The following is a 22,276-nucleotide window of genomic DNA, read 5'->3' as shown; positions in this document are numbered from 1 at the left end:
TAAATATTTATTTATAAAAAAAAGAGACATTCCAACTATACCTCTTTTTTACAAATTCCAAACATCATAAAATCAATCAGCTCATCAAGGCGATCCGAGATAGAACCAGTACGAAACGGGCTATCACTAGCAAAAACAGGGCTAATCGTCGACAAACAATAACGCGCCGCCGTCTCACTCGTCACTCCTTCACGCAAAGTTCCATCATCCGCCATCTTTTTAAAAAGACGCTTAAATGGATCCAAATATGTCGATTGCCAAAGCTGAAACATCAAAAACTGATTTTCCTTCTTCAACTCATTCAATATATCATGAATCATCATCAAAATATTCGTTGGATGATTCTCAATCAACATCATTAGCATAGCCTTTAACTGCACTTTTGGCGAATCATTTGCCTGCTCAATCGGAATCATGTCCGTGTGAATCTCAATCGTTAGCTGTCGAACAACCTCGACATAAAGCGATTCCTTATCCTTAAAATGGTGATAAAGCGCGGGTTGCGTCATCTGGCACTGCGCCGCAATATCACGCGTAGAAACCGTTCGATAACCCTTCTCCATAAACAAATCGCGAGCCGTCGTTAAAATTTTATTACGTGTAAAAACCAATTCTTCCGCACGAGTCCGCTTCTTCATCGCATTTCGCCTCCATCACTCACTAATCATCATTTTATCATGACTTGGCGTATCCGTAAACCTTCTTTCACAGCTTCTCCCGCAATACCAAAACAGACTGCTCCTTGCGCTTTGCCTCAAACATAATGTCCACGTCCCGACCAGCCAATAATCCCATCAACCGCTGGAAATCCTCCAAATGAATCAAATCATGATGCGACCGATCTGTAGCACCCGTTTTCCCAGAACTAATATGCATTTTTGGCGTCGTTTCCCACGTTTTAAAAACATCCGTCACAATTTGCGCCACATCCGCGTCCGGCTCATGATTACAAATATGATGATGAATATCAAAGCAAACCGTTGCACCCGTTGCCTTCGCAATCCCCCAAAACATCATTCGCCGTATACGTCTTATCATCATTTTCAAGCCGTAAAAGCCGCTTAATATCATTCGATAAGCCGTTATATGCATGAATAAAGCGCTCACTTGCCGTTTTCTTATCTCCGTAAGCACCGCCAATATGCAAAATCATATCCGTGCCACCGACTAAATCCAACAACTGCTGATGATACGAAAGTTCCGCAATCGCCTTCTCCACAACATCCGCACGCGGCGAATTAATAATCGTGTACTGCCCAGGATGCATCGACAAGCGCATCCCATGAAGCTCCCGCAGCCGACTAATCTCAGCCGTCAACGCCAAAATATCCGTATCCCGCTGCCAATCCCACGTCATAATCGGATGCGACGCAAAAGGAATCAAATCACTCGACATCCGGAAAAAATAAATCTCGTGCGCAATATTCCATTCCAAAACCCGGATAACCTCCGCCAAATTATGTACCGCAATCTCCTTCACCTTTTCTAACCCCTGCTCCTCAACAGTCCGCAACCGGCACGTCCGAAACTTCGAAGGCATCGACATATTAATACACGCATAACCTAATTTCATCATAACACCCCTTCCGCACCCAATCATAGCAAAAAAGCAACCATCATACCAGATATTATACCCCAAACGATGTTCTACCCCTCCCTTCCATCTCTTCTTTAACATCGTGAAGTGTCATATCTTGTATATCTCGAATAGGTGTCTACTCATCAGAAGTTTCTTGACATATATATTCAGCAGCACACGCAAGTCAGTTGCCACTCCCTTCTCTGCTCAACGTTAACTCTTCAGAAAATTCCTTCTTATCTATTGCTCCAAAAATGATTATCTTTATTTTAGTATTTTCTTTTACATTTTGTTGAAATTCAGCAAAGGGTAACTCATCAAAATATGTATGTTTTATTTCTGATGCGTCAATTTTTTTCCCCCATCAAAAAAAGTCTCCATGCGATTGATATATATCCGTTCTTTCTCATCTGAATCCCCGGTCCAATTCACTGTACCTGAATACATATCTTTCGCGGAGTTCCTTGATACACCAAACTTGGCGCTCCACTCATTATTATGTCCCTCCCATTTATAATTAGAACTTCCAAAGCTTAATTTGTACACAAAATATCCACCTACACAAATAAATAAAAATATGATGACTACCAATATTCTCTTGCTCATGTGTTCACCACCTCCTGTTGTACTAATGTTACAAAAAAAAACAATAAAAAATGCAAAACGATTTCATAAACAAGATTATAGTTACTTCAAATAAGAAGTATTAGCCACAAAAAAACTGCCTGAAACAACGGCTTCTGAAAATCTTTTACAATTCCCAAAACGTTGACACCAAGCAGTTTCAATTTTAACCAATAGTATTTAACGAGTGAAACTTCTATCTAATGTATAAACCCTGCCAAAATACTCGTAACCACCACCGACAAGATAGTAACCGTCGAAAAACCAGCAACAATCATTTTCGGTAATATTTCTCCCTCAATCGCCGCGATTTCATCCTTGTTCTCACCAGCACTTTTCGCGGCCTCTTGACTCAAAATCATTGTTCCAGGAAAACCATAGAGCGTCGTTAACCCAATCGCCATCGACATTGCCATACTATACCCAAGAAGTTTCCCCAAAACGGCCGAAAATGCGATACTTCCTGTAACCCCAATGGCAAATGCGATACAAAGCGGACCAATCAGCGCAATTAAATCGTCCACCGAAGACGTAGCAAGCGGTCCAAAAATAATGAGCAAAATCCCAATCATCATCAACCCGTATGCATCAATACCAGTCAAAATGTTCGGTTTTAGAATACCAAATGCACGAAGTAAAATACCAAGCAATAACGCCACAACAAATTGGTTCAAAATTCCATTCGTCATGTCAGCAATAAACCCAGCCAACATGACCACCGCACCGACTACAAACAAAGTCCCCGCCGTCGTTTGAAACGCTTGTGGCAAAATCGTTCTCGGTTCCTTACTCATCTCTTTTTCGACCGGTGCCTTCACTTTCAACGTGCCAGCCCGATATTCCCCCCGCACACGCTGCGCCTCTTTCCGCAAAATAACCGACGTCAGCGGATAACCGATCAAGCCTTGAAAAGCCGAAATCAACACAGCGAAAACAGCAACCAACACCAATCCAGATGCCAGAGCCGCTTCTTGAATAATGATAACCGCAACCGTCGTACCACTAATCGCACCAATCGCCGAAATGATGAAGTTTTGATCCAAAAAGAAAGAACCAATCGTGAAAAGAAAAACGATAATGCCAAGGATCGCCGAAACACCGATAAGAACCGTTCTCCACTGTTTTTTCAATTCGTCAATACTAATCATCGTCCCGATATGAACAATCAGCATGCCGATAACCGTCTGACCTAGCGCGAGTAAAGAAGAACTTGTCAACAAATCTTCCGGAAATAGATTCGTTTTAAAACCAACAATAAAAATAATCGCCGCCACAAGTAAAGAAGAAATAAGCGACTTCGTTTTCTTAGCCACAAAATCACCAATAGTCCAAATAAGCATGATAATCGTAAAAGCTGTAACCGGATTCATATAAATCCCCCATCTCATTAAATTATTCCACCCGACATATTATCCCGCGTAATACCCTCGTGTTCCTCCCTATTTCTGAGTATGTTCAATATCAAACAAACTAGTGAGAATGTTCTGAAATTTAAAGAAATCAATAATTACTGTCACATGAATTGTAGCATAAAATGTAGTAATTTATCAAATATAAATCACGGTGAATTCACTATAAAAAACAACCGTATGAGCGAACCAATATTGAAAATCTTCTACAATCTCCAATAGGTTGCTATCATACGGTTCTGACTCTAAGTAACAATGTCTTTCGAATTTCTTAGTGCCTTCGACGGGTTTAATATGTGGGACAGATTTATTGCTACGCAGGGTTTTCAAAATATCTGCCACGATCATTCCCACATTTCATTATCATCTCCAGTGATTAATACATTAGAACGTGAGAGACACAAGCTCACGACCCGCTGATTAAGAGTCACGAAAAATGATATTAGGCTCTATAATCGTTGCTATTGCTATATCTAGTTTGTGAAATTGCTTGTTTTTTTACAATAGGTATTATACATGTTGCTACTTTTTTGCTGTCAACATCATTTTTCACTAAACCAATTCATAGCATTCTTCTATAATTTCAAAATACGAAGCCGCAAATCAATTATTCTCTATTCGATTAATTCTTTTAGTTATTGGACATTTAATCCTTATAATGAACTAAATCATAGGGATAAAATGGACTATCCTTTATAAAGCTGTCATCTAATCCCATCATTTTAGCTATAGCTCCACTTTCAAAACTCCAGTACCCACTATATATATTTTCTTTACTTTTATCGGAGTCGTACCATCCCATATCATCATGCCTTTCATACCATTCGTCACTCAGATATTGTTTTAATAAATTTATGGCAGCCTTACCATTGGACTCTATAACCAATTGAAGGAATTTATAGGGAACCTCATGCAAAAAGGGACTTGTCAAAGCTGAATTACTGCCATCCTTTTTCATTAGGTAGTTTAGTAAATAATCTTCTACACCATCTGATTTTACGATGTCATGTAATCTTTTCATTTGCTCGTCTGGAATCTCTAACATAATACCTACTGACAACAGCCATACCATCTCTACATAACCACTCTCAGACTTCCAAACCTTTTCTGTGATATCAATTATCTCTGGTATAAATTCTTTGATTTCTTCTAGTGGAGCGCCGCTTGAATATAGCGCATTTAATTTGCTAAAGTGTAGACCAAACAAGAAATTGTATCCTCTACTGACTCCTTGATCATCCTTACCTCTCGCTTCAATGACGCTGTTTACCGCATTCTGAAATTTTTCAATACTCTGGTTCTCATATTGAATAAAATCAATAAAATATTGTTTATCTTTCTTTGTATCTCTAGTCAAAATAGACCACTCCTTGCTTCCTTACTTTATTTTCTTACCTTCAACATTAAGTGTATGTTGCTCAACTACACCAGTATCACTAATATTGATGAGTTTCTTCTCTACATTTGTTGGATCAAGAATACCTTCCAACATAATTTCATTTGCCTTATCTTTTCCTACCGACGATCTCAGTCTAGTATTAGATTCAACCCAGCTATCACTCATTTGCTTGCCGCTTTTTGTTTTGCCCAACTGAGAAGTCCCATACTTCGCTTCCGCAATAACGTACTTCGGTGGTGGGCTGGAGTTTTCATACACTCCATCGATACCTTTGACAATTTTATCATTCAGCCCTGTTACTCGATCTCCACTAATTCGTTTATATGTGGTACTCTCAAAATAAACGTCCATTTTCATCTCGCCATAGTTGCCTTTACGCTTGTTTGTCACTAGCTTAACTTTGCTACTTTCGACCTTTTTAATGACATTAAACTGTGTTGTATGCACATTTGGGGGAATCGTGTTCATTTTTATCTTCAAATCAGATTTTACGCTGTTTAACTTTTCTTTGGAAAATACACGCCCGCGAGCACGCATCGCCACAAGACTTGTTGCCATCCCAGCTATAATGGAAAAACTCTGCATTTTACTAATTGGTTCATCTGTAAAATAATACAGTCCCTCCATTGCTGCTTTAATTACCTTAGCATCGATATCTTCCTGCTCCGTCCTCACTTCTTTAACGGAACCGTCCCTCAAACCACCATTATATGCAATTGTCGCTTCTGCACAGTCAGCATTGGTCTTCCCATTCTTCGTCAACACCCAGTAGTTCCCCTGCAAGGTCTTCTCGTATTTATCGAAATTGAATGTCTTCTTCTCTTTTTTCGGAGCTAATGCGCCTAGCTTTATTTTCGTTGGCTGAAACATGTGGAAGGAAGCGTTAAATGCAATACCACTTTCAATCTGCGCAAGACTTTGCTTCACTTGATGTAAATCCGTCAATACATCACATAGCACATTCCTATGTGTTGCTTCAAATTGCTCGTATTTCTCCAGTATTTCTTCTTCTTTACGAAATTGTCCCATCGCCGTTTCCATGCCTAATTGTAACCCAATATTTTTCCCAATGGAGGCCATACTATTAGCTGCGGAGTTGGTATCTGCTTTCAATGCCTCTATTTTGTTCTCATACTTCCGCATGTCGGCTTGTAACTCATACATCCGTGCCAAATCCAGCTTAGCATTCATCGAGTAATCCACTTGTGAATAGAAATCCGACACGTATTTTTTCAAGCGTTCTTCGGCATCCTGTAGGCTATTTTTCGTAGCCTTAATGAGCGGAAAGTACACGCCTCGGTAATACGTCTTTGCTTGGTCACCGATTTCTCCTTGAATATCCGAATCGGATAAAAAACTACCAATCGCCGTCTTTCGTTGCTCTAACTCTTGTTGCACTCGCTTAGATTCGGCGATAAAAACCGACACAAAATTATGTATTTCTGCAATATCAATGCGCGCCATTTTTCGCATTCTCCTTTAACTTCTCCAACTGGATGCGAATTTGTCGTTTTTCCTCGATGATTTCGTCTTCTAACGCATTCACGTATTGACGTGTCTCACGCCATTCTTCTTCCACCGCGTCTTCCAATTTACTCATCGTTTCATCAGCTTTCTTCCCTTGCCACGCCTCACTAAAATTCACAAGAATATTCGCTTTATCCCGATTTAGTTGAATCAACCCTATTTGAATATCCTCTAACTTTCTCCGTTTATTGACGCTTTCTTCTAATTGTTTTTCTAGCCGTTTTCTCTCTTTTTCCATCTTCCCTATGCCCCCTCATGATCATTTCTTACCTACAAAATCCAATCCAGATTGCAACATTTGCCCCAGTGCTTTTTCCGATGCTACAAAAGCTTTCTCTACATTCTTTAAGTTCTGCCCATCTTTTACAAACGCACTCGGAAACGCTTGCAAAAATTGTGTTATTTCCATGCAATCCTGGACTAACTCTTGCGCCGTGCCTGTGGAATAAGCAACATTCGGGCTTAGTTTAAACGCCAAAGCATCTGAATTCTTCCCAATCGCCGTCGCATGTTCCAATAATCTCCCACTCGGTAGCTGTATTTTCTTTGCCACTTGTTACTCAATCCTTCCTTATTCTAATACTCATGGAAATATTATACCATATACGATTCGGAAAAAAAACCCATTTCTACTTTTTACAACATGACTCCAAAACAAAAAGCCGTTATCCTGCATATCAGACCTGTCATACCAACAAGTTATCCGCAGATTAACGACTTCTTTTTTACTCAATAGTGCCCTCGATAGGAATCGAACCTATATTTTGAGCTTCGGAGGCTCACGTGCTATCCGTTGCACCACGAGGACGAATTTTTAATACACTCACAATCAATAATTATAGCGGAAAACTGCCAATTACACAAGCTTTATCTCACATGAATATTTCATTCGAGCCTTTCGTTTGACCTAGTTTGACCAATCGTGTAATATAGAAGCATCAAGAGGAGAATGGAACATAATCGAAATAAATCGGCGACAAGCGCCTGCATTCCAATAATTCGGCGGACTTCCGGTTCTGCTACGCAATACTTGCTACGCTTAACTTCTTGCATGGTCGAGGAAACTACCCTCTCCCTGCTTTCAGTCATCACATACACTAGTATGCTCCGCTTCCGGCTTCCACCAAATTATTGGAATACAAACGCTTTCGCTCGATTCGTGTAAAGCATTATCTTCATCTTACCCGTAAAAGGGTTTGGCAATCTTTTCATTATTTCGATTTTGTCTCAGTTTCTTTTTTAAATGAAATATACCTAAACAGGAGGGTTTTATTATGAATTTAATTCCAACAGTAATCGAGCAAACTAGCCGTGGGGAACGCGCTTATGACATCTATTCCCGCTTACTTAAAGATCGGATTATTATGCTAGGCAGTGCGATTGACGATAACGTTGCCAACTCAATCGTTTCGCAATTGCTATTCTTAGACGCGCAAGACCCTGAGAAAGATATTTTCCTTTATATCAACTCACCAGGCGGCAGTATTTCTGCTGGGATGGCGATTTATGACACAATGAACTTCGTAAAAGCGGACGTTCAAACAATCGCGATGGGTATGGCAGCATCGATGGGTTCATTCCTACTTACAGCTGGCGCGGACGGCAAACGTTTTGCACTTCCAAACGCTGAAATCATGATTCACCAACCACTCGGCGGCGCACAAGGCCAAGCAACGGAAATCGAAATCGCAGCTCGCCACATTTTAAAAATCAAAGAGCGCATGAACACAATCATGCTGAGCGCACAGGTCAACCAATCGAAGTTATTTCACGCGACACAGATCGCGATAACTTCATGACTGCAGCGGAAGCCAAAGAATACGGCCTAATCGACGACATCGTAGTCAACAAAGCCGGTCTAAAATAACCAAACAAAACTCCCGAGCCATTCTCGTTTTCAGAGATAACTCGGGAGTTTTGTTGTTAGTCGATATTCCCACGGCGTCTACGAATAAAATCGCGAAAATCCTTACTCGATCTCGTAGAAAGCAGGCATTCCTCTTGATTCACCATCGTGATAATACCGTTCACATAATTCACCGATTCAATTTTGTCCGTATTCACAATGAAAGCCCGATGCGTCTTATAAAACCGCTCGTCGAAACTATCTTCCAAACTCTTAAGCGTACCATAAAACTCGATTTGGCGGTCTTGCCCATGCAAAATAATCCTCCGCGCCTTCGTTTTTAACGTACTCAAAAACAAGATATCATCATAGAGCTCGTGAATCACTTTTTCATCCGTTTTCATAGTAAAAAACTTGCCGACCTCTTTACGTTCCCTGCCAACTCTTTCCTCAACACTTCTCATACAATCAAAAATCCGATTGCGCACTTTGTCGAAATCGTCCTTGATAATATAATCCATGGCCTCCACTTTATATGTAAAAGTTAAGTAACTGAGTTCTGCGTGAGTTGTGATGAAAACGATAAACCCTCTAGGATCGTATTCCCGAATCTTCTGCGCCAGCTCCAAACCGTCCAGCCGCGGATGCTTCAAGTCAACATCTAGAAAGTAAAGACCCATACCTTCGCCACCAAATTGGACGTAAGATAATAGTTCTTCAGGATCACCTGTGGATAAAGCGAGCTCCATGTCAAAATTCTCCATCATGATGTAATTCTCAACATGTTTGACAAGCTCGCTTCGTTGATTAACCTCGTCCTCACAGATAAAAACCTCAATCATCTCCTCACCCTCCAGTTAGCCTATTTCCAGTTCCTGCACAAAACCATGCTGCGTGATCTTCGTGTCCAGAGATACATTCGGATATTTCTTTAACGTCTTCTTCAAAGTCGAAAGCCCAATCCCGCGGTTCTCGCCCTTCGTAGAAAATCCTTCCTCGAAAAAGTGATGAATCGGCGGCGAATCCTCCGGTAAACTATTAGCAAAAATGAGTACAATCGCCTCTTTTTTCTGAATAATTGCAACTCGAACAGTTGGATCAGCAGTATCAACGACCGCCTCGATTGCATTATCCAATAAAATCCCCGTTACCCGACACAAATCAATACTGTCCATATTCATTTCATCAATTCGCTTATAAACCTCCACCTGCGCATCCACGCCCCATTCCTGCGCCCGAATCATCTTCGTAGCAAACAGTCCCTTCAGTTCAATAACCTCCAGATTCTGCAACGTCGAAAGCTTCGAAATATTGACTTCCATATCCGAATTCATCGGAATCACCTTCGTCCGAAAATAAACACTGAGCCCATCCATGTCCGAGTTTGTGATGAAACCATTGATGCCAGATAAGATATTCACGTAATCATGTCGAAAAACCCGCATGTCTTTTTGAAGCGCTTCGAGTGCCCCGACATATTCACGGAGTTGGCGCATTTGGAGAGCTTGAGCTTCGACTTTGGCGTTTTTGACTGAGCTTTTTACTATTATCGCTAAAACCACAATCATAATAACTGTATACACAAGAAAAGCTACGGCATTTGTGGTAATGGCAGTATCGGAAAAACCTTGCTCTTTTCCTTGCCAGATATAGAAATAGAACATAACTAGGGTAAGTATACTAATAACTAAAGTTAACATTAGGTAACGATTCTTAAAAACTACCTTCCCACCTATTCTCTTTAAAACTATATCTACCAAACTGATAATTATACAGAAATACAGTAAAAAAAATTAAATTGGCCTGAGGTTCGCCAGCTTCTATTGTATGGAATTCCATGTTTGGCAAAATCATTAAAGTCAAACTCACTAAATAATCTACTATTACCATTATAATAAAAGTAACAATCGTAAACAGTAAAGATAGTTTTATATTTTTAATCCCTCTATTTAGCGCCCATATAGAAACTGCAATCATATAAATAACAGATATGTATGTATAGAATGCATACATTGGTATAGCAATGACGGCCATCATTGCCAATAAAATAATAGTAAATAGCCAGCTGAATTTAAATCTCCCCAACACTTGGATGCCAATCACTAGACAAATTATCTGTGTAAGGCATCCAATTATTAATCTTACGTCTATTTCCATATTTCCCTCCTGCATAATTAAAGTCCTTAATCTAAATTATAGATGAAAATACTCTAATTTACAAATTTCGCCCTATGGATTAAGACTGCTTTATTTTATTTAGTAGCGCATTTGGTATTTTAGGCTCGTACACAAAAAAACTACATGCAGATTTTGTTGATCTATCCGCTATTTCAATTGCTCGCCTTTCTGTTTGTGTTAAAATACGACTACTCATTTCTCTGGCTCTCTTTTTGAACAGTTTCATAATTGTTATATCTCCTTCTAAATATTCGGTATGTTAGTGGATGAATCAAAAGCATTTGTAAACAGGCACCCAATAAAATCATAACTTTAATGTCTTCATGCGAGACTATTTGTACAAAAAACAAAACAACTAATGTGTTGAAAAATGATTTTAACCTCAATTTGTGTCTTTTCCGAGCATTAAAAAGCGGCATATTTTCAGTATCCGAAGGTGAAAATATCGCAATATTCAGTAAAATTAAAGCGCTTATAAGTACAATCATCCATCCAGACAATTGCACATCCTTCACAAAATAAGGTAATACCACAAACATCACAACACTCGTTATTGTGCACCCCAAACTAGTCTTCGCATGCAGACCAAACGAATGCCTACGAATCATCAAGTAAGAAAGATGTACAACCAACGTCTGCCAAATCATCCCTAACAAGGCAGCGGCGAGGTATACGGTAATTCCCTTCGTCACGTTCACTAAAAATATTTCTACACCATACTTTACAATCGCAAATCTGTCTTCATCAACTTTCCTATCGCGGAAAATCGTTCTGGTAATCTTTGCTGCCATATTGGGGACGGTCAAACTAAACATTCCAATTCGCCTCCCTATTCATCGAGTGCTAATTCCCAGACAGAGACTAGCGAAATTTCACTAGCTCTGTCCGAATTAACAAACTCTGCAATTTCTACCCTATCATTTGGTATTTCATTCTCATTCAATATTTTCTCTATATTTCGTGTCACTCTTCCGTCTTGAGAGAGAAGATTGTGCTTCCCTCTCAGCGGCTTACTATACAGTGCCTCATCCCGATAAACAATCATGTACAGCTTGTCGCGATTAAGTCCTACTAAAAACCGATTATCACTGATCCCAACGTGCCTTGTGATGCTATCCAAAAAATAGATGTAACCACGGTATGTAATCAACATTTTATATTTTGGTTGATGGCCAGCTACTGGAAATCGATCTAAAAAGTAGTCTTCTTTATTTATATAGTCACGTCCAAGCTTTGAAAATACTGCCAACATGAGACAATCCCATTTTGAATCCTCACTATTGCGGTCTACTAAATTAATTTTAGCCAAGACGGGGCTAAAAAATTGCAAATCACGAACAATTTCCTTTTGGAAAAATAAGCATGGTTGTGTGCTAGCCATTTTTGCTTGAATAAACGGTTTCATCATCTCGTGATCTGCTCCTTTCAGCGTCGAATAATGTGGTTCAAAAAGCTCATCTCGGTAAGCCTTATTTCCATAAACCAATTATACGACAGAAAAGTACTCTTTTTATCATTTTGTCGTGAACGTAGCGATTTCGTTCGTAAGCGCGAAAAAAGGGGCATTTTTGAGTAACGCATGTAACATTAATTAATTTTATAGCCCAAAAAAGGATAAAATATTGGAGGTACGTCCAATGTTTTATCCTGATTTTTAGTTTTTTAATCCTTTTATTTTCCGTGTCGAGACCATACATTTTTCACCATTGACCATATAAGCGACGCCTTTATTCGTATCGACCTCTAAAATATGATCTTTATTCACCAGAAAAGCGCGATGTGTTCGGTAAAATCGATTGTCTAATTCGGATTCAATATCTCTTAACTTTCCGTAAAACTCAATTTGGCGATTTCGACCGTGCAAAATCACTTTATGCGGACGCGGGGAAGTTTCGATGAATAAGATATTTTCTAGTGGTTCATGCATAATCCGGTCATCAATTTTTATCGTTAAATATTTACCTTTATTTCCATGATTCTTAATCCGCTTGCTTACACTTTCCATGCATTCGACAATACGCTTTCGGATATTCTCGTAGTCGTCTTTGATGATATAATCCATCGCTTCGATTTTGTAGGTGAATGTTAGGTAGCTCATTTCAGAATGCGACGTGATGAATACGATGAAGCCGCGTGGATCGCTTTTTCTAATTTCTTTTGCCAGTTCGAAACCGTTAATCGTTTGAGTTTTTAAGGCTACATCTAGGAAATACAGGCCTGGTTCTTTCTTTTTCTTGCTGGCGTCTAGCAGCTTCGTGGGATTTTCCGTTGCAAGTAGAACGCGCATATCTCGATGTTCGATGGTAATGTAGTCCTCGATATACGCCACGATTTTATTCCGCTGCATTTCATCATCTTCGCATATGTAGATTGGAATCATTGGGTTAAGTCCTTTCTATTTGTGTATTCAGAAAGCTGGTTTTTGTTATTTATTAATGCTTGATTTAGTGGCTGAATTGTTTCTTGAAAGTAATTTTTAAGGAGAAGTTGATCGCCTTTTTCAATGTAACCGTGCAAACTCGCTAAAATATTAATGTAGTCGTGGTTGAAATCGCTCATCTCATTCGAAAGTTTTTCAAGAGCTAATGTGTATTTTGTTAGTTGCCTCTTCTCTGTTTTCTCCTTTTCAATTTCGACGTGTCTTTGATTTATTTTTACTAAGGTGAATGTTGTTGCTGCAATCATGCAAAGTAAAGTCATAAACAAGATGCCATTAAAAAAGATAATTTCACTTGGAAATTGGTAGATTGACTCAATATAGATAAATGAATATATAATGACAACCGTAATTACCAGAATAGATGCAAACAAATATACATTTTTATTTATAGTTGTCTTGTAGGGTTTACTTCGAATTAAGCGATTGACTCCTGCTGAAATAACATGCGTTAGTATCAGCAAAATAGTACAATATACTATATTCGTTACTATGCCATTATTCCATAGTATATTATTTAGTTGGAATACCCCTATGAGTACTGCATCCATAAGATAGCTTATTATAACTAGTAGAAAAAGTGTTACCAGTGGTGTTACGATGCATACAAACCATCTCTTCTTTTTCCATCTAAGAGCTAACATTAAGATTCCTGCTATAAAAACTAACGAATAATATTCTGCGTAAAAAAATAACGTTGTTCCCGATACTCCTAGTAACAATCCCATTATAAAAACAAAGCGCTTTGAAAAGACTTTATTTGATAATATGTTGACAGAAACTACAATACAATATATTTGGAAAACAATTAGCATTATTGTTAATAAAAAACTCTCTAACCCCATATACCTTCCTCCAATATTAGCAACCATTATCCTATTTTTTTGATTCAAATTTCCATATTAATTTAATGTTTTTATTGAAATGATATATTAGTGATGTCTAGCTGTTGCCACCTTTATTACGCTGGTTGTTCTGCTGATAAATCATGATTTCTTTATTAGCGGATGAATCGTCGTTTTGAAATATGCTTCCAATATTTCTTTATCTCCCGCTACAATATAGCCATGGATACTCGCTAAAATATTAATATAATCATGCTTAAACAGACTCATACCAGCATTTAACATCTCTAATTTCTCTGTGTAATCACGCAACTGTGCCAATTCTTGTTCTCGCTTCATTTGTTCAGCTCGCGTTTTTTCAACTTTAGCAGCAATTGCAAATACAATCCCGATTGCTAAGATTAAGGTTGCAAATATAACAATATACAGTTCGGCCACCTCAATAGGTAGACCTAGAGTATCTTCCAAATATATAAGAAAATACATAATAGCGATAGTTAACATCAATAAAGATATGATCATAAATTCATTATATTTAACGGCGTTCTTAAATCTTCCTCTACGCAATATCCAACTAACACAAAGGGAAAATATATACGCTACTATTAAGCATGGAGTGACAAAAATCACCATTATAAACCATGCGTCCAGGAGAGTAGTATGATAGTCTCCACTATATACTCCTAAAGCCGTACCAACAAAAACTCCTATTAGATAATCACTTAGAATAAATAATATTTGACCTACTATAACAAAAATAAAAGACTTTACCCATTGAACTCCCTTCCAGATTAAAAATAAAATTAGAACACCTATAGTATATACTTCTGCAAAGTATTGCACCAAGTTTAGAAGTAAAGAGCCCCCAATTGTCATAATAACCGTCACTAAAATCATATCTTTTCTTGATAACACTTTGCTAGCAAGCACATTAGTAACCAGTACAATTCCAAATAACTGGTATGTACCGGCTATCCATAAAAACAATGATGAGTACATTGGTTTCTCCTATCTATTTTTATGTTTGTATTTTATTTGACTCCATTTCTTGTGTTAATGGAGCTATCGTTTCCTTAAAATATATCTCTAATTCTTGTTGATTTGCGTTGTTTATATAGCCTTGTAAGCTCGCTAAAATATTTATATAATCATGCTTAAACAAATTCATTTCACCATAAATCTTCTCCAATTTATCCGTGTAAGATTCGAGTTGCATAAGCTTCTCTTTCTGATTATCTACAGCTATCTTATTTTCACTAATTTTTAGCATGATAGTAAATACAATAAATAACAAACCCGAATAAACCGTGAACAATATCGCATTTACCACCATGATTTCATTCGAAAAATCATATAATGAACCTATATAAATAAACATATACAACAAGATCACCGTCGTTAACAAGGTAGCCACAATCAATATTTTATCTGCAGCGCGACTCTTCTGAATAACATCTTTATTTAATAATTTCGCCACTGGAATGCACATCAAGTAATTGACTACGAGCAAAAACACATCATAGACCGTGTTTAGATACTCCTCTATATAACTATTTCCAATACCAAATAATACGATGGAGACCCCATCAAATATATAATTCACCATCACTATAAAGATAATCGCAATTAGTGGAGCCGCAGTTGATAGGAACCAATCTTTCTTTTTCCACCTCAATGCACCCGTCAATACTAGAACAATATATATAATTGAAAAGTATTGATAATATCCGAGAAGTGGCACTCCACCTAAGAATAAAATAAACACTATCATTAACATTTCGAGTTTTGTAAAAACCTTTTTCCCGAATAGGTGTATCGTGATTACGACACATATCGTTTGTGCTGCTGTAGCTTGAATTAAAGTAAATACATTTTCTAAGTCCATTTAACATCACCTAGCCCTACTGCCTAATAACCAACCCTTGCATAAACGCCTCGCCTTCCAGCACTTGTGTATCTAAAACAACGGATGGATTTTTATTCAGAATTCCTCGCACGATCGAAAGCCCCAAGCCCCGATTCTCCCCTTTTGTCGAGAATCCTTTCTCAAACATTTGATGAATCTCTGGCATGTTTTCTGGCAAACTGTTCTGCACCAAGAGCGTCACCGTATTCTCATTCTTCACGAAAGCCACTTTCATAAACGCGCCTGGTTGCCCTTCACTCGCCTCGATTGCATTATCGAGCAAGATTCCAACAATCTGACACAACTCCACTTTATACATTGAAATCGTCTCAATCGGTTCCACGATTTCTAACTGGGCGTCGATTTTCAGCTCCTGTGCACGCATCATTTTAGCCGCTAGTAAGCCTTTCAACTCCAAAACATGCATATTTTTTAATTTGCGATAACTTGTATTTATTATCCACCATGCTCTTATTCACCGGCATGATATTCGCGTCAAAATACGCCGCCAATTCCTCCATTTGACCGTTCGAAATCAGCGTTTCCAAGTTCGCCAACACTTCCACATAGTCCTGCTGGAAATGCACAACATCCGACTGCAATTGCTCGACATTCGCCACGTACTGCTGTAGCTGCACCATTTGCTCCTCCTGATTCCGCTTTTGCGCCTCTTTCAAATTCGCGCGATACACCTTCACCAACACCAAACAAATAATTCCCAAATACACCGCGAAAAGTATCTCCGTCAGATAAAGTATCGTTTTCGGGAACTGATATGTACTAGACATGTAGAGCGTCAACTGCAAAATCACTGCGGTCACGATAATAATTCCAATCGCTAAAAAAATATAATATCGTTGCGTTTTGGAAATCCTCACCCGTTTCTTCATCAAGAACATCATCCCGATAAATAGCACCACACACGCCACCGCAATAAGCGTGACCCAAATCAAAACACTGTTACTACTAAAAATACTCATCATTCTTCGCTGCCTCCAGTTTCTCTATTTATATATAACGGCAAAATCGTATCTTCAAAATACACCTGCAGTAAGGTTTGGTCGCCCTGTTCGATATAACCATTCAAACTCGCCAAAATGTTAATATAATCATGCCGAAACGTATTCATTTCACTGTATAGCTTTTCCATCGATGCTACATATTCCTCTAATTGCTGTTTTTTTAACGCCTGACTCACCGCCTCCGCCTGCCGTTCGCTGGTTTTAAGGATGAGCATAAAAATCATGGTGATGGATAGGAAGTAGACGAGGAATAGGATGGCATTTGAGAACACAATTTCATTTGCAAATTGATAGGTTGATTCTAAATAGATGTGCAAATATACAATAAGAATCGTGATAATTAGTGTAATGAGTAGCATTACTTTATTTTTGGTTGCTATTTCTCTGATTTTCTCGTTAAATATTATTTTGGCGCTTCCTTTATAGAATAAGTAAGTCACGATTAGCCCAGATATGTAGATAGTAAGGTAAATTTCAGGGTTAGAAATGTTTTCTTCTACATTTGAACGAAATAGCATGAGTGCCAAAGAATTTATGACATAATCCACTGCAACGAGATAGACTAAGCATATAAATGGCAAACTCAGCGACAATAGCCATGTGCCTTTTTTATATCGTATTGCGAATATCAACACGCACATCGTGAATACCAACGAATAATATTGCACGTAATAAAGCAACAATAGTCCACTTATCAATAAAATTAAGAATAGGATAATCAAATATAATTTTGAGAAAATTCCCTTGCTGAAAATCTGAATTCCCATAAGTAAAGAAATGATTTGTACGCTACAACCTAATACTGCTGATAGAAAATAGGTTTGAATCTCTTGCATGTTAGTCTCCTTTTCAACCATCGAATCTCCTAATTATATAGGTATATTGGCAGGTTAGCAATACTTTTTTATGCAAAGAATTGGCGTTCAGGATGGAAATAAGGTCATTCAGGACAGAACCGGTCACAGCGCATATTTTCATGCTATGATTATTTTAACTGAGCAATGACACTCGAATTCTATTCAATAAATGAAAGTAGCTAACCGTATAATATACATTTTTTATAGTAACACAAAAAAGAGACGAAAAACCAAATTTGTCGTGAACGCTTGGTTTTTCATCCTGAACGCGATTCTTTTTCAATTTTTTGCTAGAATTTTAACACAAAAGGACGGGATAGTAGATGCGAAATGAAGCGGTTGATTATTTATTGGGAGTTTTTACAGGAGCGATTATGTTATTTTTAGTTGGGTATTTTTTGCTATGGGAGAGTTTTTCGGTTGCGGTTATTATTTCTGTTGAATCTTTTTTTTATTTTGAGTGCTAGTTTTATTTTTAAATACAGAAAATGAACCAGCACCTGATTTTTTAAGTGCTGGTTCTATGAGCTTCTTCTCCTTCTTGTTGCAACATAGATTAAAATGGATAAAACGGCTGTAAGTATGATGCCAATAGCATTTGGTACCACTCTAATCACAAATACCACATAAGACCATAAAGACACAATGAGTACGATAACAAAAAAATTCTATTACATCATATTTCTTCATTTTTTCTCCCCTATTCATCAGCAATATGAGCGTAGAAAAGCCTTCGAGTTAAGTTTTCGAAGGCTTTTCCAGACTAATTTTTCTTTATAGACTTTCTGATGACAACTGTGAGAATAGCTATGACAATTACAACCACCGCGACCATTGTAATCGGTATATATTGACTCATTACTTCATAACCCCCTCTTTAAATTCTATTTATACAGTTTAAAGCTTTTAGTAACACTTGCAGAAGCTGAATACAACTTGTTTAATTTCACTGTACTAACTAGGGTGCGATACATTACATATATGCCAATTCCATGTGTACCTACATAATTTAATGTATAGTCCCCTTGTCCATTAATATCATATCCATTTTTTTTCAGCTCTTTTATCGGTTATCTTACTCGAAGCATTAATTGATAACGGGAATAAGCCTCTAGTGCCTCCAACTGATGTTCCTGTCGCAGTCAACCCAGATCCATTGACATTATAGAAAGTTAGCAAACAAATCCAACCATCTGGATATAATACATGATATACACGCGACTCTACTTTATAACTTCTTGCTCCAAATTTTTCTGTAGTTGCTGCACGTAGTAAATTTGTAACAGCGGTGTCAGATACGTTTACTTCTAATACCGTACCATCATCTAATGTTGTAGTCGCACTAGCATACTGATTTTCTGGATTTTCAGCATCAGTTGTTAGTTCTAAGCTATCCGCTAATTCGTTCGTCGCTTCAGTAACTTCATTTTGTAAATCCTCTTTATATTCTTCTAAAATTTCTGGTTCCGTATTTTCAATAATGTTTTCCCGCTCAGCGTTTAATTTAGATTCATCATTTAAATCCACGCTATTAATTTTTTTTCTCTAGCTCACTTACAGTTGTAATTGTCGCCTCATTTTCATTTTGTACAGTTGATGCCGCTGCAACAGATGCACTTGCTGTCCATGATACCATAACTCCTACCAATAAACTAGATATAATTGTTTTTTTTCAACATTTTTTCTCCACCTTTTTTCTTTTTTATTTTTTTATTAGATTTAAGGATAGCACAAAAAGAATCAATAAAACCAAATCTGTCCTAGAAGGTCTTTTATTGATCCTGAACGCTATCATTAATTACTTTTATTCTCAATATTGAACAAAAAAAGGCGTTTATAATAAATTTTTATTTTCTCTTTAAATCTTTATCTAGCCGTTCACGAAAATCTATCGTGTCTAACACCTGAACTTTATTATTGAAATTCTCCAACTTCTCAATGACAGCTGAATTTAAATTATTTTTACTGTCAAGCAAACCAAGCTCGCTATTTCCGAATTTCAGTGTTGTATTTCCATCGACTAAATAAGTTCCATTTACTTGACCTTTAATCCAAAATGTCTGACCATCACCTGAATCCATCAGCATTAAAATATACGTTTCACCTGATTGGAATAATGGGTAATTTTCAATCTCCAGTCCTTCTTGGCCATCTTGGAGAATATCAATTATATCCTGATTCTTCTTATCTCCTGCGTAGACTTTTTTAATTTTACTTTCAAATTTGGTTTTTGGGACAATATTATTCCCACCTGAAATTGTATCGCTTTTCTTTGCAATCTGGACTTCTGCTATTAAATCAGATTCTTTGATTGCTTGATTATATGTAACAGCTTCGATTGATGTATGGATGCTCGCTTTTAGCTCATTGCTTCCACTGGGTTTGCTGTTAGTATCTTCATCACCACACGAAACTAAAACAAAACAACACAGTGATAGGATGATAATTCTCATTTTTTTCATATAAGCGCTCCCTTTTTTATAAGATAGCTTTACAATAACACGTTTTGAGTCGAAATGCCAAATTAGCGTCTGAACCCAAATAATGGTATTAACGAATAGGTTTATAACCAAAAACAAGCACCCCAATCAATCTGGAGTGCTTGTTGCTTATCCTTTTCTATCTACTTACCAACCACCACGCGAATACTGCTCAGGCGGTGTTACTTCCCCGCGAACATCTTTCGCAGCGGTTCTCGCCCAATACGGGTCACGCAACAATTCGCGTCCTAGGAAAATCAAATCGGCGCGGTCATTTTGCAGGATTTCTTCTGCTTGAACGCCCGTCGTAATGAGGCCTACTGCGCCGGTCGCGATTCCTGCTCCTGTGCGAATTTTCTCAGCGAATGGTACTTGATAGCCTGGATATACTTTTGGAACGGTATTTACTAGCGCTCCACTGCTGACATCTAGTAAATCGGCGCCGTCTGCTTTCATCCACTTGGCAAACGGAATGTAATCGTCTACTGTCAAACCGCCGTGTGCGTAATCGGTCGCGGAAATACGAACGAAAAGTGGGCCATCCCAAACTTCACGAACGGCTTTAATCACATCGCCTAAAACGCGGTAACGGTTCCCTGCTGGGCCGCCATATTGGTCTTCGCGTAAATTCGAAATCGGTGATAGGAATTCGTGTAGTAAATAGCCGTGCGCTGCGTGAATTTCAATCACATCAAATCCAGCTTCTTTCGCGCGGAAGGCTGCTTTTTTGAAATCTGCAACAACTTCTTCTATTTCTACCGCTGTTAGTTCGTGCGGTTTTTTGCTTTCATCATCAAATGCGACTGGGCTTGGTGCGACTGGATCTACGTCTAAAACGGCTTTCCGACCAGCGTGTGCCAACTGGATTCCGACTGCGCCTTTATGGTAATGCACGCCGTCAACGATTCGCTTCAAGGCTGGAATTTGGGCGTCTTCCCACAATCCTAAATCGCCATGAGAAATCCGGCCAACTGCCTGTACCGCTGTTGCTTCCAAGATGATAAGGCCAACTTGACCTGCCGCGCGGGAAACGTAATGGGCAAAATGGAAATCGTTCGCCACTCCATCATCCGTCTCTACAGAATACATACACATTGGTGACATCGCTACACGGTTTTTCAAAGTAAGACCTTTCGTTTTATACGTAGAAAACAATTTTGACATGGTTTGATCGCATCCTTTTCTTAGTTATATTTATTTAGAAGGTATTCTAAGTCCAAGCTGTGACGGGGATTCGCCGCTTCGCAGTTGATCCGCGATTTGGTCGAGTTTCCGCAAACGGTGGTTGATTCCTGATTTGCTGATTGGCCCGCTGGAGAGCATGTCGCCAAGTTCTTGCAGTGTCACGTCTTCATATTGAACACGCAATACCGCGATTTCCCGTAACTTTTCAGGTAATGCTTCTAAGCCCACCGCCGCCGCGATAAATTTAATATTATCGATTTGCCGCACCGCCGCGTTTATCGTTTTATTCAAGTTTGCCGTCTCACAATTCACGAGGCGATTCACCGAATTCCGCATATCGCGCATAATCCGCACGTCTTCAAAATGAAGCAGCGCCCCAGTTGCTCCGATAATATTCAGGAATTCCGTAATCTTTTCCGCCTCTTTCAAGTACGTAATATAGCCATTTCGGCGTTCCAGCGTCCGGGCATTGAGCTTGAAACTGTTCATCAAACTACAAATCGCGTCATTGTGCTCCTCATACACCGAGTTAATCTCCAAATGATACGACGACGTCTCCGGATTATTCACCGACCCACTCGCCAAAAATGCTCCGCGAAGATAGGCCCGGCGCGCACTCTTCGTCTTAATTAACGCCGGATTAATCGCATTCTGAAACACACCATCATTTAAAATCGCCAAATCAGCCAAAATCTCTTTCGTCTTAGCCTTCAGACGCACAATATAGACGTTATTTTTCTTCAATTTCATTTTTTTGCGCACCAATAATTCGATTGGCACTTGGTACAATTCCTTCAAAAGTCGGTACATTCGGCGCGCAATCGCTGCGTTCTCCGTCTGGACATCCACCACCATCATTTGGTTAGAAAACGACACAGCACCGTTCATGCGGATAAACGCCGACAGTTCCACTTTTGCATCCGTCTTTGTAATATCTAAATTGGTTAATTCTTTCTTTGTTTCCGAGGCAAAGGACATAGAC

Annotated in this window: 28 protein-coding genes, 1 tRNA gene and 1 pseudogene; 2 read left to right on the top strand and 28 right to left on the bottom strand. The window is 38.6% G+C overall.

The features are described 5' to 3' along the window. Positions 1–35: 35 nt before the first annotated feature. The 11 genes from PCORN_RS01110 to PCORN_RS01065 form a co-directional block, all read right to left on the bottom strand. Entirely contained in the window at positions 36–638 is a 603-nt protein-coding gene (locus PCORN_RS01110; protein WP_036076775.1) for a TetR/AcrR family transcriptional regulator, read from the bottom strand. A gap of 67 nt (positions 639–705) precedes the next feature. Beyond that, positions 706–1,017 (bottom strand): apurinic/apyrimidinic endonuclease family protein, encoded by a 312-nt coding sequence (locus PCORN_RS20650; protein ID WP_277620138.1) that lies wholly within the window; start codon positions 1,015–1,017, stop codon positions 706–708. Then, complete coding sequence (gene uvsE, locus PCORN_RS01105) at positions 968–1,576, bottom strand: UV DNA damage repair endonuclease UvsE (RefSeq protein WP_277620137.1); 609 nt, start codon at positions 1,574–1,576, stop codon at positions 968–970. Before uvsE ends, PCORN_RS20650 begins: the two co-directional genes overlap by 50 nt. Positions 1,577–1,912: 336 nt before the next feature. Next, on the bottom strand, positions 1,913–2,185 hold the full coding sequence (locus tag PCORN_RS01100; RefSeq protein WP_036076773.1) for a DUF4944 domain-containing protein: 273 nt from the start codon (positions 2,183–2,185) through the stop codon (positions 1,913–1,915). A gap of 218 nt (positions 2,186–2,403) precedes the next feature. Then, positions 2,404–3,573, bottom strand: a complete 1,170-nt coding sequence (locus PCORN_RS01095; RefSeq protein ID WP_036076770.1) for a hypothetical protein — start codon at positions 3,571–3,573, stop codon at positions 2,404–2,406. Between the two features lie 177 nt (positions 3,574–3,750). Beyond that, entirely contained in the window at positions 3,751–3,966 is a 216-nt protein-coding gene (locus tag PCORN_RS01090) for a hypothetical protein (protein ID WP_036076769.1), read from the bottom strand. Positions 3,967–4,258: 292 nt separating this feature from the next. Beyond that, positions 4,259–4,969 carry a PoNi-like cognate immunity protein gene (locus tag PCORN_RS01085; protein ID WP_036076767.1) on the bottom strand — a complete coding sequence of 237 codons (711 nt, stop codon included), beginning with the start codon at positions 4,967–4,969 and terminating at the stop codon, positions 4,259–4,261. Between the two features lie 21 nt (positions 4,970–4,990). After that, positions 4,991–6,475 carry a T7SS effector LXG polymorphic toxin gene (locus PCORN_RS16920; RefSeq protein ID WP_051999152.1) on the bottom strand — a complete coding sequence of 495 codons (1,485 nt, stop codon included), beginning with the start codon at positions 6,473–6,475 and terminating at the stop codon, positions 4,991–4,993. Then, the gene (locus PCORN_RS01075) at positions 6,462–6,776 is read right to left on the bottom strand and encodes a hypothetical protein (RefSeq protein WP_036076765.1); all 315 of its coding nucleotides are present in this window, start codon (positions 6,774–6,776) and stop codon (positions 6,462–6,464) included. The genes PCORN_RS16920 and PCORN_RS01075 overlap by 14 nt, the downstream gene beginning before the upstream one ends. Before the next feature lie 21 nt (positions 6,777–6,797). After that, positions 6,798–7,091 carry a DUF3130 family protein gene (locus PCORN_RS01070; protein ID WP_036076763.1) on the bottom strand — a complete coding sequence of 98 codons (294 nt, stop codon included), beginning with the start codon at positions 7,089–7,091 and terminating at the stop codon, positions 6,798–6,800. Positions 7,092–7,274: 183 nt separating this feature from the next. Further along, positions 7,275–7,346, bottom strand: a tRNA-Arg gene (locus PCORN_RS01065). A gap of 466 nt (positions 7,347–7,812) precedes the next feature. Here PCORN_RS01065 and clpP point away from each other — a divergent pair. Next, positions 7,813–8,405, top strand: a pseudogene (gene clpP, locus PCORN_RS01060) (ATP-dependent Clp endopeptidase proteolytic subunit ClpP). A gap of 56 nt (positions 8,406–8,461) precedes the next feature. On the opposite strand, the gene PCORN_RS01055 reads toward clpP, so the two are convergent. The 13 genes from PCORN_RS01055 to PCORN_RS01005 all read right to left on the bottom strand — a co-directional run bounded on the left by PCORN_RS01055 (position 8,462) and on the right by PCORN_RS01005 (position 17,629). After that, positions 8,462–9,226, bottom strand: a complete 765-nt coding sequence (locus tag PCORN_RS01055) for a LytR/AlgR family response regulator transcription factor (protein WP_036076760.1) — start codon at positions 9,224–9,226, stop codon at positions 8,462–8,464. 15 nt (positions 9,227–9,241) lie between these two features. Beyond that, entirely contained in the window at positions 9,242–10,084 is an 843-nt protein-coding gene (locus PCORN_RS01050) for a sensor histidine kinase (RefSeq protein ID WP_051999151.1), read from the bottom strand. 13 nt (positions 10,085–10,097) lie between these two features. Continuing rightward, complete coding sequence (locus tag PCORN_RS01045) at positions 10,098–10,541, bottom strand: hypothetical protein (protein ID WP_036076756.1); 444 nt, start codon at positions 10,539–10,541, stop codon at positions 10,098–10,100. Between the two features lie 79 nt (positions 10,542–10,620). After that, positions 10,621–10,758, bottom strand: coding sequence for a cyclic lactone autoinducer peptide (locus tag PCORN_RS21190; protein WP_149024203.1), 138 nt, complete (start codon positions 10,756–10,758; stop codon positions 10,621–10,623). Continuing rightward, the gene (locus PCORN_RS01040) at positions 10,751–11,377 is read right to left on the bottom strand and encodes an accessory gene regulator B family protein (protein ID WP_051999150.1); all 627 of its coding nucleotides are present in this window, start codon (positions 11,375–11,377) and stop codon (positions 10,751–10,753) included. Before PCORN_RS01040 ends, PCORN_RS21190 begins: the two co-directional genes overlap by 8 nt. A gap of 14 nt (positions 11,378–11,391) precedes the next feature. Then, entirely contained in the window at positions 11,392–11,970 is a 579-nt protein-coding gene (locus tag PCORN_RS01035; RefSeq protein ID WP_036076754.1) for a hypothetical protein, read from the bottom strand. Positions 11,971–12,216: 246 nt separating this feature from the next. Further along, positions 12,217–12,942, bottom strand: a complete 726-nt coding sequence (locus PCORN_RS01030) for a LytR/AlgR family response regulator transcription factor (protein WP_036076752.1) — start codon at positions 12,940–12,942, stop codon at positions 12,217–12,219. Beyond that, on the bottom strand, positions 12,939–13,844 hold the full coding sequence (locus tag PCORN_RS01025; protein WP_036076750.1) for a sensor histidine kinase: 906 nt from the start codon (positions 13,842–13,844) through the stop codon (positions 12,939–12,941). The genes PCORN_RS01030 and PCORN_RS01025 overlap by 4 nt, the downstream gene beginning before the upstream one ends. Before the next feature lie 141 nt (positions 13,845–13,985). Then, positions 13,986–14,843 carry a sensor histidine kinase gene (locus tag PCORN_RS01020; RefSeq protein WP_036076748.1) on the bottom strand — a complete coding sequence of 286 codons (858 nt, stop codon included), beginning with the start codon at positions 14,841–14,843 and terminating at the stop codon, positions 13,986–13,988. A gap of 19 nt (positions 14,844–14,862) precedes the next feature. Then, a complete protein-coding gene (locus PCORN_RS01015) occupies positions 14,863–15,729 on the bottom strand; it encodes a hypothetical protein (RefSeq protein WP_036076747.1) in 867 nt (288 codons plus the stop codon). A 16-nt stretch (positions 15,730–15,745) separates the two neighbouring features. Next, complete coding sequence (locus PCORN_RS16915; protein WP_159102501.1) at positions 15,746–16,162, bottom strand: sensor histidine kinase; 417 nt, start codon at positions 16,160–16,162, stop codon at positions 15,746–15,748. Beyond that, complete coding sequence (locus PCORN_RS18925; protein ID WP_051999148.1) at positions 16,140–16,733, bottom strand: hypothetical protein; 594 nt, start codon at positions 16,731–16,733, stop codon at positions 16,140–16,142. The genes PCORN_RS16915 and PCORN_RS18925 overlap by 23 nt, the downstream gene beginning before the upstream one ends. After that, positions 16,730–17,629 (bottom strand): hypothetical protein, encoded by a 900-nt coding sequence (locus PCORN_RS01005; RefSeq protein ID WP_036076746.1) that lies wholly within the window; start codon positions 17,627–17,629, stop codon positions 16,730–16,732. The genes PCORN_RS18925 and PCORN_RS01005 overlap by 4 nt, the downstream gene beginning before the upstream one ends. A 323-nt stretch (positions 17,630–17,952) precedes the next feature. On the opposite strand from PCORN_RS01005, the gene PCORN_RS19175 reads away from it, so the two are divergent. Then, positions 17,953–18,096: a hypothetical protein gene (locus tag PCORN_RS19175; protein ID WP_159102500.1), complete on the top strand. Its 144-nt coding sequence runs from the start codon at positions 17,953–17,955 to the stop codon at positions 18,094–18,096. Between the two features lie 571 nt (positions 18,097–18,667). Here the strand turns inward: PCORN_RS19175 and PCORN_RS01000 are convergent. The 4 genes from PCORN_RS01000 to whiA all read right to left on the bottom strand — a co-directional run bounded on the left by PCORN_RS01000 (position 18,668) and on the right by whiA (position 22,272). Beyond that, complete coding sequence (locus PCORN_RS01000; RefSeq protein WP_036076745.1) at positions 18,668–19,156, bottom strand: hypothetical protein; 489 nt, start codon at positions 19,154–19,156, stop codon at positions 18,668–18,670. Between the two features lie 320 nt (positions 19,157–19,476). After that, on the bottom strand, positions 19,477–20,091 hold the full coding sequence (locus PCORN_RS00995) for a hypothetical protein (protein ID WP_149024202.1): 615 nt from the start codon (positions 20,089–20,091) through the stop codon (positions 19,477–19,479). Positions 20,092–20,256: 165 nt separating this feature from the next. Continuing rightward, on the bottom strand, positions 20,257–21,273 hold the full coding sequence (gene namA, locus PCORN_RS00990; protein WP_036076743.1) for an NADPH dehydrogenase NamA: 1,017 nt from the start codon (positions 21,271–21,273) through the stop codon (positions 20,257–20,259). 30 nt (positions 21,274–21,303) lie between these two features. Then, positions 21,304–22,272: a DNA-binding protein WhiA gene (gene whiA / locus PCORN_RS00985; RefSeq protein WP_036076742.1), complete on the bottom strand. Its 969-nt coding sequence runs from the start codon at positions 22,270–22,272 to the stop codon at positions 21,304–21,306. Positions 22,273–22,276: the final 4 nt, after the last annotated feature.

The organism is Listeria cornellensis FSL F6-0969, from assembly GCF_000525855.1.
Classification (GTDB): Bacteria; Bacillota; Bacilli; order Lactobacillales; family Listeriaceae; genus Listeria_A; species Listeria_A cornellensis.
Note: the sequence above shows the minus strand (reverse complement) of the source record. Positions and strands in the feature narration are given on the sequence as shown.

Excerpts from the sequence above, each read along its gene's own strand:
- PCORN_RS01110 (WP_036076775.1), bottom strand. The coding sequence starts at position 638 with ATGAAGAAGCGGACTCGTGCGGAAGAATTGGTTTTTACACGTAATAAA.
- PCORN_RS20650 (WP_277620138.1), bottom strand. The coding sequence starts at position 1,017 with ATGATGTTTTGGGGGATTGCGAAGGCAACGGGTGCAACGGTTTGCTTT.
- uvsE (WP_277620137.1), bottom strand. The coding sequence starts at position 1,576 with ATGATGAAATTAGGTTATGCGTGTATTAATATGTCGATGCCTTCGAAG.
- PCORN_RS01100 (WP_036076773.1), bottom strand. The coding sequence starts at position 2,185 with ATGAGCAAGAGAATATTGGTAGTCATCATATTTTTATTTATTTGTGTA.
- PCORN_RS01095 (WP_036076770.1), bottom strand. The coding sequence starts at position 3,573 with ATGAATCCGGTTACAGCTTTTACGATTATCATGCTTATTTGGACTATT.
- PCORN_RS16920 (WP_051999152.1), bottom strand. The coding sequence starts at position 6,475 with ATGGCGCGCATTGATATTGCAGAAATACATAATTTTGTGTCGGTTTTT.
- PCORN_RS01075 (WP_036076765.1), bottom strand. The coding sequence starts at position 6,776 with ATGGAAAAAGAGAGAAAACGGCTAGAAAAACAATTAGAAGAAAGCGTC.
- PCORN_RS01055 (WP_036076760.1), bottom strand. The coding sequence starts at position 9,226 with ATGATTGAGGTTTTTATCTGTGAGGACGAGGTTAATCAACGAAGCGAG.
- PCORN_RS01050 (WP_051999151.1), bottom strand. The coding sequence starts at position 10,084 with ATGTTAACTTTAGTTATTAGTATACTTACCCTAGTTATGTTCTATTTC.
- PCORN_RS01045 (WP_036076756.1), bottom strand. The coding sequence starts at position 10,541 with ATGGAAATAGACGTAAGATTAATAATTGGATGCCTTACACAGATAATT.
- PCORN_RS21190 (WP_149024203.1), bottom strand. The coding sequence starts at position 10,758 with ATGAGTAGTCGTATTTTAACACAAACAGAAAGGCGAGCAATTGAAATA.
- PCORN_RS01040 (WP_051999150.1), bottom strand. The coding sequence starts at position 11,377 with ATGTTTAGTTTGACCGTCCCCAATATGGCAGCAAAGATTACCAGAACG.
- PCORN_RS01035 (WP_036076754.1), bottom strand. The coding sequence starts at position 11,970 with ATGATGAAACCGTTTATTCAAGCAAAAATGGCTAGCACACAACCATGC.
- PCORN_RS01030 (WP_036076752.1), bottom strand. The coding sequence starts at position 12,942 with ATGATTCCAATCTACATATGCGAAGATGATGAAATGCAGCGGAATAAA.
- PCORN_RS01025 (WP_036076750.1), bottom strand. The coding sequence starts at position 13,844 with ATGGGGTTAGAGAGTTTTTTATTAACAATAATGCTAATTGTTTTCCAA.
- PCORN_RS01020 (WP_036076748.1), bottom strand. The coding sequence starts at position 14,843 with ATGTACTCATCATTGTTTTTATGGATAGCCGGTACATACCAGTTATTT.
- PCORN_RS01015 (WP_036076747.1), bottom strand. The coding sequence starts at position 15,729 with ATGGACTTAGAAAATGTATTTACTTTAATTCAAGCTACAGCAGCACAA.
- PCORN_RS18925 (WP_051999148.1), bottom strand. The coding sequence starts at position 16,733 with ATGATGAGTATTTTTAGTAGTAACAGTGTTTTGATTTGGGTCACGCTT.
- PCORN_RS01005 (WP_036076746.1), bottom strand. The coding sequence starts at position 17,629 with ATGGTTGAAAAGGAGACTAACATGCAAGAGATTCAAACCTATTTTCTA.
- PCORN_RS19175 (WP_159102500.1), top strand. The coding sequence starts at position 17,953 with ATGCGAAATGAAGCGGTTGATTATTTATTGGGAGTTTTTACAGGAGCG.
- PCORN_RS00995 (WP_149024202.1), bottom strand. The coding sequence starts at position 20,091 with ATGAAAAAAATGAGAATTATCATCCTATCACTGTGTTGTTTTGTTTTA.
- namA (WP_036076743.1), bottom strand. The coding sequence starts at position 21,273 with ATGTCAAAATTGTTTTCTACGTATAAAACGAAAGGTCTTACTTTGAAA.
- whiA (WP_036076742.1), bottom strand. The coding sequence starts at position 22,272 with ATGTCCTTTGCCTCGGAAACAAAGAAAGAATTAACCAATTTAGATATT.